The organism is Xanthomonas euroxanthea (assembly GCF_903989455.1).
GTDB lineage: Bacteria > Pseudomonadota > Gammaproteobacteria > Xanthomonadales > Xanthomonadaceae > Xanthomonas > Xanthomonas euroxanthea.
On sequence record NZ_LR861803.1, the window covers coordinates 883,168 to 897,157 of the forward strand.

6 protein-coding genes are annotated in these 13,990 nt (G+C 65.3%); 4 read left to right on the forward strand and 2 right to left on the reverse strand.

The features are described 5' to 3' along the window. The first annotated feature begins 1 nt into the window (after position 1). The 3 genes from nagA to H7A86_RS03670 all read left to right on the forward strand — a co-directional run bounded on the left by nagA (position 2) and on the right by H7A86_RS03670 (position 6,032). Positions 2-1,156, forward strand: coding sequence for an N-acetylglucosamine-6-phosphate deacetylase (gene nagA, locus H7A86_RS03660; protein WP_119130705.1), 1,155 nt, complete (start codon positions 2-4; stop codon positions 1,154-1,156). 221 nt (positions 1,157-1,377) lie between these two features. Then, positions 1,378-2,748 (forward strand): S41 family peptidase, encoded by a 1,371-nt coding sequence (locus tag H7A86_RS03665; protein ID WP_180708029.1) that lies wholly within the window; start codon positions 1,378-1,380, stop codon positions 2,746-2,748. A 752-nt stretch (positions 2,749-3,500) separates the two neighbouring features. Further along, the gene (locus H7A86_RS03670; RefSeq protein WP_119130706.1) at positions 3,501-6,032 is read left to right on the forward strand and encodes a TonB-dependent receptor; all 2,532 of its coding nucleotides are present in this window, start codon (positions 3,501-3,503) and stop codon (positions 6,030-6,032) included. Positions 6,033-6,214: 182 nt separating this feature from the next. On the opposite strand, the gene H7A86_RS03675 is transcribed toward H7A86_RS03670, so the two are convergent. Further along, positions 6,215-7,447 carry a multifunctional CCA addition/repair protein gene (locus H7A86_RS03675; RefSeq protein WP_119130707.1) on the reverse strand — a complete coding sequence of 411 codons (1,233 nt, stop codon included), beginning with the start codon at positions 7,445-7,447 and terminating at the stop codon, positions 6,215-6,217. An 821-nt stretch (positions 7,448-8,268) separates the two neighbouring features. After that, positions 8,269-10,242: a transglycosylase SLT domain-containing protein gene (locus tag H7A86_RS03680; protein ID WP_180708030.1), complete on the reverse strand. Its 1,974-nt coding sequence runs from the start codon at positions 10,240-10,242 to the stop codon at positions 8,269-8,271. 265 nt (positions 10,243-10,507) lie between these two features. On the opposite strand from H7A86_RS03680, the gene H7A86_RS03685 reads away from it, so the two are divergent. Next, positions 10,508-13,387 carry a TonB-dependent receptor gene (locus H7A86_RS03685; RefSeq protein ID WP_119130708.1) on the forward strand — a complete coding sequence of 960 codons (2,880 nt, stop codon included), beginning with the start codon at positions 10,508-10,510 and terminating at the stop codon, positions 13,385-13,387. Positions 13,388-13,990 lie beyond the last annotated feature (603 nt).

The window sequence follows — 13,990 nt, forward strand, 5'->3', positions numbered from 1 at the left end:
CATGGATGCTTCCCCGATTCAGGCGTTATGCAATGCACGCGTGCTCACCGACGACGGCCTGCAGGATGGACTGGCCGTATTGCTGGCTGGCACGCAGATCCTGGCGATCGTGGCGGCCGACGATGCGCGTGTTGCGCAGGCGCACACGCGCGTGGATCTGGGTGGCGGCACCTTGCTGCCCGGGTTTATCGACATCCAGGTCAATGGCGGTGGCGGCGTGTTGTTCAACAACGCGCGCGACCCGCAGGCCCTGGCCACCATTGCCGCAGCCCATCGTCGCTACGGCACCACCGGCATGCTGCCGACGCTGATCAGCGACACCGCCGAGGTCATGGCCGAGGCGATCGACGCCACGCGCCAGGCCATCGCGCAAGGCGTGCCCGGCGTGCTCGGCATCCATCTGGAAGGCCCGTACCTGAGTCCGGCGCGCAAGGGCACCCACGATGCACACAAGTTCCGCCTGCCCGACGCGCACGAGATTGCCGTCGATACCTCGCTAGACAACGGCGTCACCCTGATCACGCTCGCGCCCGAGCGCGTGCCGCTGGACGACATCCGCGCCTTCGTCGCCGGTGGCGCGATCGTGTTTGCCGGCCACACTGCGGCCAGCTACGAGCAGGCGCGCGACGGCATTGCCGCCGGCGTCAGCGGTTTCACCCATCTGTACAACGCGATGTCGCAGCTGGCCGGGCGCGAGCCCAGCGCGGTGGGCGCCGCACTGGAAGACCCCGCTGTGTGGTGCGGCATCATCGTCGACGGCGTGCACGTGCACCCGGCCAGCCTGCGCCTGGCGCTGGCCGCCAAGCCGCGCGGCAAGCTGTTGCTGGTCACCGACGCCATGCCGATGGTCGGTGCCGACAGCCCCAGCTTCGACCTGTACGGCGAAACCATCACCGCGGTGGACGGCGTGGTGCGCAATGCCGACGGCGCCCTGGCCGGCTCGGCGCTGGACATGGCCACCGCGGTGCGCAACAGCGTGCAGTGGCTGGGCGTGGACCTGGCCGAAGCCGCACGCATGGCATCGACCTATCCTGCGCAATGCATCGGCCTGGGCGACCGGCTGGGGCGCATCGCACCGGGCTACCAGGCCGACCTGGTGCTGGTGGATGCCGATGTGCAGGTGCTCGGCACCTGGGTGGCCGGGCAGGGCACGTAAGCATATCGGCCGGGCCGCAGACGCCCGCGTCAAGCGGGCTTGATGACTGCGCGACGCCGCATGTGTTGTTCAACCACCGCGGTTGTTGCGCGCGATCTGCGGCCGCAGTGCCCCCCCGTCGCCACGTCCGGCGGGTTGGATGTCGCAGCTCGCGTACGGCATGCAGCGCATTCAGATGACTGCTAGAGTTGCGTCCGACCTCAGCTTGCGACGGGTGAAGGATGAACTACGCATGGACGCGATGGTGGCTGCTGCTGAGCCTGTTGTGCAGCGTGCATGCGGTGGCAGCGATTCCACACTGGTACGCGGCTGCCGGTGGCGCTGATTACCAACTGACTGCCGTGCAAGGCGACGTGCAGTCCGGTGAAGGGGCGCAATTGCGTCTGACCGCAGTTGCCGCGCGCACTGCGCCGTTCGGGGCTGCCTCCGCAGCGTTGGACGCGGTTTCCTTGCGCGGCCAGTGGTTGCTGTTGTCCGGTGTATTGGCAACCTCCAACGCATCGCAGGGCGCTACGTTGTGGATGCGCGCCGACGATGCGCATGGCAAACGCCTGGCGTTCGAAAGCTCACAAACCGACCCGGTCGTCGGTACGACGCGTGCAAGCCGCTCCATTGCGCTACAGGTACCGATGGGTGCGCAGAAGGTGTTGATCGGTGTTGTGCTGCGAGGCGATGGAGCGCTGGACGTAAGCCAGCTGCGTTTGATTGCAGAGCCGCTGGCCGATGCTGCATCGGCCAGCGCGATCCTGGATGTCGCCATCCCCGCGATCCGGGAGAACGCCTTGCACAGCGCCCGCATCGATTGGACCACGCGTGAGCCGCAGCTGCGTGCGCAGGCCGCGGACATGCGCGAAGTGGACGCCTATGTCGCCATCGATGCATTGGTCGCCCAGCTCGATGACGGCCATAGTTTCCTGATGCGTCCTTCCAGGCGATATGCCGTGGAAGCCGTTGCACAGCGCGAGCGGCCCACCATGCAGGCGCGTCTGCTGCCATCCGGCATCGCCTATCTCGACGTCCCCGGCCTGATGACGTCCTCCAAGGAAGTCAGCAATGCTTACGAGACATCGCTTACAACGGCGCTGGATCAAGTCGCCGCACAGGCCAGCTGTGGCTGGATCGTCGATGTACGCAATAACACCGGCGGCACGATGTGGCCAATGATCAACGGGCTGCATCCGCTACTGGGTGATGCAGTGCTCGGCAGCTTTGTCGATGCGGCAGGCAAGCAATCGCCCTGGCGGGCACGATCTTCGCCACGCGCGACTGCCTCGCTGCAAATAGATCGCCCGGTCGCGATCTTGATCGGCCCCAGCACCGCAAGTGCGGGCGAGATGGTCGCGATCTCCTTTCGCGGCCGTGCAAATACGCGTAGCTTCGGTCAGCCAAGCGCCGGCCAGACCACCGGCAATCGCTCTGTGGACCTGCCTGGCGGCGCTGTCCTTGCGATTGCCAGTAGCCACACGCAGGATCGCAACGGGCGTCGCACCGACGGCCGGCTGCAGCCGGATGTCCTGCTTGGCTCGCAGGTGGATATGATCGATGCTGCTGCACAGTGGCTGCGGACGCAGGCCTGCATCCGTTCCAGGTGATCGCCTGTTCGAGGGCTGACGTATCCGCCAGACATGTGACGATCGACCGGTGTCGGTGCGCTGTTAGCCGTATGGACCCGACGTGGTTGCAATGGCTTGCTTCGCCGCCGAGTGCCGCGATCGCAAGGCGATCTGCAGTGCGCGAACACTGCCTGCGGAACATTAAACGCTTGCACGCACCACATCGATGTCTGCAAACACGCTGCATTGCGGCATTCGGCCGCCCGGCCTATGGCGGCCGTCCTCTAACGGCAGTGGTCTATTCATCGAGGCGAAGGAATGCGGTCACGATTGCGTTGTCATTCCAATATCTGCACTCAAGGCGCGGTTTCAGGCATGAAAGTGGCTATTTGTGTCGTTGAGTTGACAGCGCCGCGTGGGGAAGGCACCTTCGCTGATAACGTTGTCAGCGATCAGGAGCGTGCTCCGACTTCATGAAAGACGTTGCCGGCCGGTTATGCATCGGCCTGGCGCCTTGCCCCGCACGCCACCGGCCTGCGGGAAGACGCTGCTCGCCGTCCGGTGTACAGGGGGACGGATCGCGGGTGTGGCGCGCGCTCTGCGCGTTCTCAAGCAACCGGACGGTTGCGACCCGACGCATCAGCCAAGAGGTCCACGCAATGCTGCAAGCCCGTGTGTGTGAGTTGTCCCGTAATTCCGCCAACGCTGCCGAGCGTGCACCATGTCGCGCGCGACTGAGCGTTGCCGTCCGTCGCCTGCTGCTGGGTGGCGCTGCCCTTGCCGGTGCCGGCATGCTTCCCGCGTTTGCGCAGGAGGCGGAACCCGCCCAGCAACAGCCGCCCGCGCAGACCAACCCATCGGTGTCCACGCTGGACGAGGTCAAGGTGGTCGGCTATCAGGCCAGCCTCGGCAAGGCACTCAACGTCAAGCGCAATGCCGATGCGATCGTCGATGCGATCAGCGCCGAAGACATCGGCAAATTCCCCGATACCAACGTCGCCGAGTCACTGTCGCGCCTGTCCGGCATCACCGTGGACCGGCAGTTCGGCGAAGGCGAGAAGGTCAGCATCCTCGGCACCGATCCGGCGCTCAACCGTGTGCTGCTCAACGGCCAGACCATTGCCTCCACCAGCTGGGGCGGCGACCCCAACGACCCGGACAGCCGCTCGTTCAACTACAGCACGCTGGCGCCGGAAGTGGTCGGCCTGATGGAGGTCTACAAGACACCGGAGGCGCGCATCGACGAAGGTTCGATCGGCGGCACCGTGATCGTGCACACGCGCAAGCCGCTGGAGCTCGAGCGCAATGCGCTGACCGGTACGGTGAGCTACGGTTACAACGACCGGTCCGACGAAGGCAAGCCGAACGCGTCAGCGCTGTACAGCTGGAAGAACCAGGATGAAACGTTCGGTGTCCTCACCTCGGTGATGCATTCGCAGCGCGTGCTGCGTCGCGATGGCGTGGAGATCTTCGGCTACGACGATGTCGCCAGCGCTGCGTTTCCGCCGGCCGTGGTCGGCAATAACACCGGCGTGTTTCCGACCTCAATCAACACCGCCTTGTTTCAGCAGACGCGCAAACGCGATGGTGTCAGCGCTGCATTGCAGTGGAAGCCGGATGCCGATTTCGAGCTCAACCTGACCGGCCTGTACGTCAAGGAAAGTTTCGACAACTACAACCAGAGCCGCTACGGGTACTGGGGCTCCAACCCTGGCGATGCGCAGGCGCTGGGCTTCGAGAACGGCGTGGCGACCTCGGGCACCTTCGGCGATCAGTCCACCACATTCCTGGATGGCTACCTGCGCAACAGCGATGTCAGCACCGGCAGCATCCATCTGCGCGCGGACTGGCATGGCGACGGCTGGAATGCATCCAGCCAGGTGGGGTATACCAGTTCGCAAGGCGGCGCCGAGCGCATCTACGGCATCCAGTTCCGTAATCTCGCAGGTTACAGCTACGACATCGACGGGCGCCGCACCGCGATGGACTACAGCACCGACCCCACCAACGCGGCGGCGATGCAACTCAACAATGCCTCGGCCAGCCACAGCCCGCAGTACGACAAGGAGCGCTACCTGCAGCTGGATTTCGACCATGCGGTGGAGTGGGGGCCGTTCACGCAGATCCTGACCGGCATCAAGCTCACCAATCACGCCACCGGGCAGTCGTCCTACAGCCGTACCTGGACACCGAACGACGGCAGCACGCTCGCAGATTTCTCGCCAGGCACCACGCCGTCCGGCTACCTGGACGGCCTGTCCACCAGCGCCGACATGCAACGCTGGTCCACCATCGGCCGCGGTGCGATCGGTCGCTACATCGGTGGCCTGGAAGGCGATGCCGGCCTGCCGATCAGCTACGCCGGCAACTACAGCATCGAGGAGCAGAACCGCGCCTGGTTCCTGCAGGGCAATTTTTCCGGCGAGCGCTATCGCGGCAACATCGGCGTGCGGTACGTGCACACGCGTGATTCCACCGATGGTTTCAGCTACGCGCCCGGTGGCGGCTACACACCGGTCAACTTCCTCAACAGCTACGGCAAGTGGCTGCCGTCGTTCAACATCGCCTACGACCTGCGCGATGACCTGATGCTGCGCCTGGCTGCCTCCAAGGTGATCGCGCGGCCGCGCTACACCAACATGACCCCGTACGTGGCCACCGACGACACCACGCTTACCGCGTCCACGGGCAATCCCGGCCTGAGCCCGTACGAGTCCACCAACCTGGGCGCATCGCTGGAGTGGTATTTCTCCGACAGCAGCCTGCTCAGCGGCGAGTTCTTCTCGCGCGATATCTCCAACTACATTCTCACCACGGTGGAAGACCGGGTGTTCTTCAACAACGCCACCGGCGGCTCAAGCACCTACCAGACCTCCGTGCCGACCAACGCCGGCGATGCCAAGGTGCAGGGCGTGGCGCTCAACCTGCAGCACAACTTCGGCAACGGGTTCGGCGTGGTGGCCAACTACACCTATTCCGATTCGAAAACCGATGGCGATTACAGCCTGCCGTACAACTCGCGCAACGCCTACAACATCAGCCCGTACTACGAGCAGGGCAAATGGAGCGCACGGGTGAACCTGGGCTGGCGCTCGGAATATTTCACCCAGATCGGTCGCCTCAACGGGCAGCAGATGACCGATGCGTTCACCCAGGTCGATGCATCGTTCGGCTACCAGGCCACCGAGCGGCTGCGCGTGGCGCTGGAAGCCACCAATCTGCTGGACGAAACCTACTTCAGCTACATCGGCAACAAGAACCAGCCGTACTACATCTACAAGAACGGCCGCTCCTTCATGCTGAGTCTGAACTTCAAGCTGTGACGCATGGCCAGGCGGCTGCTGTTCTGCAGCCGCCTGGTTGAATGGCGAACACGCTACGTGTGCCCCGCATCCCTGACGTCGACCGGGTTGGGTGGTCGCCAGCCCGGAGCGGTGCAGCCACGTCCTGCCTGGCGCGCTCGTATCTTTGTTGCGTTGCTACGACGGTATGCGCGATGCCCTGGCTATGCGCTGGTCTTGCGCGCCGCTGCAATCGCCGCAATCCGTGCCTTCGCCAACGCCTCGCCGATTTGCGGGCCTTGCAGGCCTTCTGCGGCCAGGTCGCGCGCATTGATGGCCAGCGCAGCAGCATGCAGGCGTTTGAGTTGGTCGCCCTGTGGATACGCGGCCTCTTCGCTGCCCAGCCGGCCACGCTTGTCGGCTTCGCACACCAGCGCGAGTTGTGCGATACGCTCGGGGCGGCGGAAGGCATCGCAGCGCACCAGCAGCTCATGCACGGTGCGGTCGCGCAGCTCGGCCAGGCGGTGCACGTTCAGATGTTCGCGGCAGGCGGTGATGGCGAGCTGGCGATAATCATGCGGCACCTTGAGGCGCTCGCACACTGCCTGCAGCGGGGCGACACCGCGCTGTTCGTGCATGATGTGGCGCGGCCATTCCTCCGGCGGTGTGAGCGCCTTGCCCAGGTCGTGGGTCAGTGCGGCAAAGCCCACCAGCGCATCGCCGGGCGCCAGTCGCGCGGCCATGTCGCTGACCATTTCCTGGTGAATGCCGGTATCCACCTCCGGATGAAACTCGGCACGTTGTGGCACGCCATACAGCGCATCGATCTCGGGCAGGATGACGCGCAGCGCATCGGTGTCGTGCAGCGTGCGCAGGAAGGCCGACGGCTGCGCACTCTCCAGCACGCGGCGTAATTCCTGCCACACGCGTTCGGGCACCAGGCTGTCCAGCTCGCCGCTGGCGGCCATCTCGCGCATCAAGGCGGCAGTTTCGGGCGCAAGAGTGAAACCGAGCGGCGCCAGCCGCGCCATGAAGCGGGCAGCGCGCAACACACGCACGGGATCTTCGACAAAGGCCGGCCCCACGTGCCGCAGCACGCGCGCTTGCAGATCGCGCGCGCCACCATATGGGTCGAACAACTCGCCGGTGTCTTCATCGCGTGCAATCGCGTTGATGGTGAAATCGCGGCGCAGCAGGTCTTCTTCCAGCGTTACCGACGGATCGGCATCCACCACAAAGCCGCGATAGCCGCGCCCGGATTTGCGCTCGGTACGCGCCAACGCATATTCCTCGCCGCTACGCGGATGCAGGAACACCGGGAAATCTTTCCCCACCGGTTTGAAACCCAGGCGTTCCATCTGCGCCTGATCGGCACCGACCACGACCCAGTCGCGGTCGCCAGCGGGCTGGCCAAGCAGGGCATCGCGGACTGCGCCGCCAACGAGATAGATCTTCATCGCGACATGATGCCCGATGCGGTGCGTGCGTCGTAGAGCGACTGATCTGCGAGTTTGCTGCAGGGCCCTTGCCCGCCCACCATCGCGGGACACGCCGCAAGTACGTCCATGTAGGCTCTGGCGCGGCATCCATGCCGCTCAAGGTCCCGCGACGGTGGGCGGGCAAGGACCTGTCGAGATGGTCGGTGTGCGTGGTCAAGGGTAGCGAGTGTGTATTTTGCAGAATGATTTATCAGCCGAAGTCCCAACGTCCGGCTGTCTGATGCACGTCGCGTGACAAGTGACCTTGACCCGACTGCCGGCCGTTTTTCTGGTGCGGTGTCCTCGACGACCTAAGCTTTCGACCTGAACTTTTGATACGTTCCCAAGGCAGACGTAGTGCTAGGCATTTTGATCCGACAACCGACCAACTTCCGGGTGCGGTGTCCTCGCCGGTTGCGGGACCGTGTGGCGGCATGGGTGCCGCCACCGAGCCCCCAGGGATGGGTTCACGGCGTGTCCCGCAAGCGGCGAGGGCACCGCGCGTTCGACGCTGCGAGTGTGCTGCAGGGCCCTCGCCCGCCCACCATCGCGGGACACGCCGCAAGTACGTCCTTGTAGGCTCTTACGCGGCATCCATGCCGCTCAAGGTCCCGCGGTGGTGAGCGGGCAAGGACCAGTCGAGATGGTCGGTGTGCATGGGGCAAACGCTGCCTGGGACGCGTTGTTCGGTAACGGCGCGCCCACCCAGCCCCCGTACCCGTGGCCGAGCAACAACCACCCGCAACCGCTCAAGCGTGACCACCTTATCCGGCGGTGGTGCTTGGCGGCTGACTTGAAGCTCAGTCCTGCGCCGCGTTGGTGGTCGCCTGGCCTGGCGTGCACACCGGCTTCAGGCGCTTGTCCACCAGTTTGCCCATCAGGCGATCACTCAGCGGCAGCATGTCGCCGTTGAGTTGCCAGTCGTAGATCACGCTGAAAGCCAGCACGCGTGCGACGTACTCGCGGGTTTCCTTGTAGCTGATGGTCTCGATCCAGAAATCCGGCTCGAAGTTGGGGCGTTGCGATTGCCAGCGCCCGGTCGGCCCCGGGCCGGCGTTGTAGGCGGCGATAGTGAGGTAGGGCCGGCCGTAGGTATTGAGCAACTGGCGCAGATAGGCGGTGCCGATGGCGATGTTGGTGTCCGGCTCGTACAGGCTGGTGGCGCCCGCGTAGCCGGGCAGGGCGATGCCCTTTGCCACCGCCGCGCCGGTGCCCGGCAAGACCTGCATCAGGCCCATCGCGTTGGCAGGCGAACGCGCGCGTGGATTGAAGATGCTCTCGGCACGGATCTCTGCTGCCACCCAGGCCGGGTCGATCGCGTTCTTGGCCGCTTCGCGGCGAATGCTGTCGTCGTGATGCAGCGGAAAGCGCAACGCGTACAGGCGTTGTTCGTCCGGCTGCTTGCCGAGCGCGAACACTGCGCGATCGAACCAGCCGTTTTCGCTGGCTACCTGCACCGCCAGCCGGCGCTGGGTGTCGTCGAAGCGGCTCGCGGCGTCGTTCCACTCGGCCACTGCCCAACCCGGCCGGTCGATCTGGAACAGGGCGATGGCGCGGATCAATGCCGGATCGCGTGCGACGGCGGCCTTGGCCTGCGGGTTGTCCTTGGGCTCCCACGGACACAGCCGATAGGGCTGCTGCAGGCGGTCGGCGGCCAGGAAGCCGTGGAAGGTCGGCGATTGCGCGGCTGCGCGATACAGCGGCTGTGCGGCTGCGGCCGCGCCGGTCTTCTCGGCCAGGCGCGCTTCGAAGTACTGCCAGCGCGAATCGCTGCGTTGGGTGGCGGGCATCTTGCGTATCGCGGCCAAGGCGGCCGGCCAGTCGCCGCGCGCCATCGCTTCGCGCGCGCGCCATTCGTGCAGGCGCTCGTCGTATGAGGCATCGGGGACTGCATTGAGGCGCCGTGCCGAATCCGGCAGGTAGGACGCCACCGTCCACAGCGCGATCTGGTACAGCACCTGGCCGCGCTGCGCCTCGCTGAAGCCGAGTGCGCTAGCCAGCTGTGGCAACTGCTGCTCGGCCGCGTCCGGATCGTTCTTGGCCAGTTTGGCCAGGCCGTCGACGGCGATGCGACGGCTGCGCTCGGTCTTTGGCCAACCGAGTGCACGCGGGTGCACCTTGTCCAGAAACGCGGCGTAATCGTTAGCCAATGCCAGATCGGCCGCCGGCAAGCCGCGCGCGGCCGTGCGCATCACCGCAGGCTGCTGTGCATCGGCCGCCGCCTCCACGCGCTCCCAGCGCAGCGCCGGGGTGAGTTCGCCCCGCGCTTCCAGCCCGGCAACCACCGGATCGCAGGCATCGGGCAGGCCCTTGCCGGTGCGCCACAGGGTCAACGCGTCGCGGCTCCACTGTGCATCCAGCTTGCCGGTCGCCTGGCGCGCGGTCAGCTGCGCGCAGCGCAGGCCCAGGTTGTCGGTGGGCTTCCAGTTGGCCAGCAGCGTGTTCCAGTCCTGGCGGCGTGCCACCGCCGGCAACCAGGTGCCACGGAAGCTCTCGGCCACCGGCTGGCCTGCATAACGCTGCAGGAATCCCTGCGCCTGTGCCGTGGAGACGTTGTCGATGTTGCGCTTGAGCGTGGCAAATTCCAGCCAGCCATAGAGCGGGTGGCGGTTCAACGCGGCCAGCTGACCGGCATCGGACTGGCCGCGCTCTGCAGCCGCGATGGCATCGCGCATGGCGGTCAATTGCGGGTCCAGGCTCTGGGCATGCAGCGCAGTACTGCCAAGGCACAGCAAACCGACGAAAACAGTGGCAAGACGGGGGGTATAGGTCATTGCGCGATGATACCGAAGCACGCCGGCGCGCCTGAGTGAATGCGCAGCAAGCCGGTGCCGACCGGCGCTGCCGGCAGCGATGGACGTGCGATGCCGGTGCGCACCGCGCATGTGCACCGTGGCCTGCCGCTGCGGAGCACTGCGGACCACTTCCCACTGCGTCACGGCTGGCTTGCGGGGCGTTAAGGTTTCGTTTAAAAGTGGGGGCGGACCGCAGGGCACGGGGGCGTGCGGACACTCAAGAATCCTTCTGGAGAGAGAAAGGATGAAGCGTCTGATTGGCCCCCGTCGGTCATGCCTGGCCGTGCCGTTGTCCTTGTGTCTGGTTCCCACACTCGCCTGGGCGCAACAGCCCGAGGCCGCCCCGAGCACGCGCACGCTCGACAGCGTGCAGGTCACCGGCACCCGCATCCGGACCGCAGAGTTGCAGGGCCAGGTGCCGATCCAGACGCTCAACCGCACCGATATCGAACGCACAGGCCTGACCTCCATCGGCGAGGTACTGCAGGAACTCACCGCCTCGGGGTCGGCGCTCAACGCCAAGTTCAACTCGTCGGGCAACTTCGGCTTTCCGCCCGATGGCGGTGGTGTGGGCGCCGGCTCGGCGCAGGTGGATCTGCGCCATCTCGGTTCCAAGCGCGTGCTGGTCCTGGTCGATGGCATCCGCTGGGTCAACGAATCCTCGGCCTCGGGCGTGGGCTCGTCGACCGATCTCAACACCATTCCGTTGGCGATCGTGGAGCGCATCGAGGTGCTCGAGGACGGCGCCTCGTCGCTATACGGCTCGGACGCGATTGCCGGCGTGGTCAACATCATCACCCGGCGCAGCTTCGACGGTGCGCAGGTCACGCTCAACTACGGGCAATACGGCAAGGGCGACGGCGCCAACCAGGGCATGGACCTGGCCTGGGGTACCAGCGGCGAGGACTTCAGCCTGTTTCTGGGGGTCAGCTACGTCAAGCAGGATCCGATCTACGCGCGCGATCGTGCGCAGGCCCGCTTCCCGATTCCGGGTACCGGGCTGACCTTCGCCAGTTCGGCAACGCCGGACGGCCGCTTCCAGTTCGTCGACCCCAACACCGGCGTGCGCCAGAACCTCACGCCCAACGCCGGCGTTGGCACGCCGCAATACGATGGCAGTGCCGGCTGTACGCGCAGCGACGATTACCACTGTTTCGGCACCGCTGACCGCTACAACTTTGCAGAGCAGAATCTGTTGCTGACGCCGTCCGAGCGCAAGGGCGTGTTCGCGCAATTTCGCTATTACTTCAACGACGACGTGCAGTGGTACGTCAAGGCGCTGGGCAACCGGCGCGAGTCGACCAACCAGGCCGCGCCCGAGCCGATCTTTCTCGGCCCCGATGCCGGCACCGGCAATCCGCTGGCCGACAACATCGTGATTTCCGCGCTCAATCCGTTCAATCCGTTCGGCTTCGCGTTGAACTCGGCCACCAACCTGATCCAGATTGGCCGCCGCCCGGTGGAAGGCGGCGCGCGCCGGTTCGAGCAGCAGGTCGACACGCAGTATTTCGGCACCGGCCTGGTGGGCACCTTCGAAGGCGCGGCGCGGACCTGGTACTGGGACGTCAACGGCATGTACAGCAAGAACAAGGCCGAACAGACCAACTACGGCAGCTACAACCTCTACAACATCAATCTGGGCCTGGGCGATCCGGCCGCGTGTGCGGCGGTGGCCGGCTGCGTGCCGCTGGATATCTTCGGCGGCGCCGGCAGCATCACGCCGGAGATGTTGCGCTGGATCCAGCCGGTGGTGCGCGACCGCAGCCAGAACGAGTTGAGCCTGTTCACCGCCAACCTCAGCAGCGAGTTGTTCCAGCTGCCCGGCGGCGCGGTGTCGTTCGCCACCGGCTACGAGTACCGCAAGTACGAAGGGTCCTACCAACCCGATCCGCTCACCGTGGCGGGGCGCTACAACGGTGTACCGTCATTGCCGACCTCGGGCAGCTACGACGTCAACGAGGCCTATCTCGAACTCAATATTCCGATCTTCGCCAACTCGTCGCTGGGCGACAAACTCGACCTGAACATCGCCGGCCGCTATTCGGATTACTCCACCTTCGGCGGTGAGTTCACACCAAAATACGGCTTGCGTTGGCAGGTCACCGATGAGTTGGTGTTGCGTACCAGTTACGCGGAAGGGTTCCGCGCGCCGACCATCGGCGAGCTGTTCGGTTCGGCCGCGCGCGCCGATCTGCAGCTGTCCGATCCATGCTCGATCGGGTTGGGCGGCACCGCGCCGCGCGGCAGCGCCGCGAACTGCGCATCGCTCGGCGTACCGGCCGGCTATCAACAGGCCAACCAGCAGATCTCGGTCACCACCGGCGGCAACGAGCAACTGGATCCGGAACGTTCGCGCAGCTTCAGTGCCGGCTTTGTGTTCAGCCCGGGCTTTGCCAGCAATGCCAGCTGGTCCGACCGCCTCGACCTGGAGATGACGTTCTATCGCCATCATGTCGATGGCGCGATCCAGGCGATCAATGCGCAAACGCAGCTGGACCTGTGTGTGGATACCCTGGACGCACTGTATTGCAATGGCATCGGGCGCGCCTCCACCGGCGGCATCAATGCGTTCAACAACCGGTTGACCAATCTGGGTTCGATCAAGACCGACGGTTGGGATGTGGACCTGTTCTGGACGCTGCCGGAAACCGGGTTGGGGCGATTCAAGTTGTCCTGGCAGAACACCTTTGTGGGCCGCTACGAGGCACTCGGTGCGGCAGGGCAGCGCCAGCCGCAGGGGCCGGGCATCGAAGTGGTGGACAGCGCGATCCCCGAGTGGACCAGCAACGCGGTACTGGACTGGTCGCTGGGCAACTGGACCGCATCGTGGACGGCGCGCCACATCTCCAAACTCACCGAGCAATGCGGCGATGCAGTGGAATTTGCGGTGTGTTCCGATCCTGCCACAGGCACCAATCGCCTGGATGCGATCACCTACCACGATGCACAGCTGGGTTATCGCGTCGATTGGCTCAAGGGGCTGCAACTTACGGCCGGCTTGAACAACGTCTTCGACAAGGACCCGCCGCTCTGCCTGTCGTGCTCACTCAATGGCTACGACGCCTCTACCTACGACATCCCCGGTGGACGCTTCTGGTATGCGCGGGTCGACTTGAAGTTTTAGTCCATCAGGTCGGGTCGGTCGTAAAGCGGAGAGCGGCTGATCTGCGGCTTGGCTGCAGGGCCCTTGCCCGCCCACCCTCGCGGGACACGCCGCAAGTGCGTCCCTGTAGGCTCTTACGCGGCATCCATGCCGCGTAAGGTCCCGCGACGGTGAGCGGGCAAGGACCAGTCGAGATAGTCGGTGTGCAGGGTAAGAGCGGTGCTGATGCGCCTCGTTCGATCATCAAGCATCGGCTCCACGTGATGCACGCCGCACCACAGACAGCTTTTCGAACAAGCGCCGACCAACTGTCTGGTGCGGTGTCCTCGCCGATTGCGGGACCGTGCGGCGGCATGGATGCCGCCACCGAGCCCCCATGGACGGGTTTACGGCGTGTCCCGCAAGCGGTGAGGGCGCCGCACCCTCGACGCTGCGCGTTGGCTGCAAGGCCCTTGCCCGCCCACCATCGCAGGACACGCCGCAAGTACGTCCGTGTAGGCTCTTACGCGGCATCCATGCCGCGTAAGGTCCCGCGACGGTGGGCGGGCAAGGACCAGTCGAGATGGTCGGTGTGCATGGTTGCAAGCAATGCATGACGTGCGCCGTTCGGAATGCATGACGTGC

What these genes read in the sequence shown, in the direction of transcription:
- H7A86_RS03680 (WP_180708030.1), bottom strand. Translation starts at nt 10,242, where the DNA reads ATGACCTATACCCCCCGTCTTGCCACTGTTTTCGTCGGTTTGCTGTGC.
- H7A86_RS03685 (WP_119130708.1), top strand. Translation starts at nt 10,508, where the DNA reads ATGAAGCGTCTGATTGGCCCCCGTCGGTCATGCCTGGCCGTGCCGTTG.
- H7A86_RS03675 (WP_119130707.1), bottom strand. Translation starts at nt 7,447, where the DNA reads ATGAAGATCTATCTCGTTGGCGGCGCAGTCCGCGATGCCCTGCTTGGC.
- H7A86_RS03665 (WP_180708029.1), top strand. Translation starts at nt 1,378, where the DNA reads ATGAACTACGCATGGACGCGATGGTGGCTGCTGCTGAGCCTGTTGTGC.
- H7A86_RS03670 (WP_119130706.1), top strand. Translation starts at nt 3,501, where the DNA reads ATGCTTCCCGCGTTTGCGCAGGAGGCGGAACCCGCCCAGCAACAGCCG.
- nagA (WP_119130705.1), top strand. Translation starts at nt 2, where the DNA reads ATGGATGCTTCCCCGATTCAGGCGTTATGCAATGCACGCGTGCTCACC.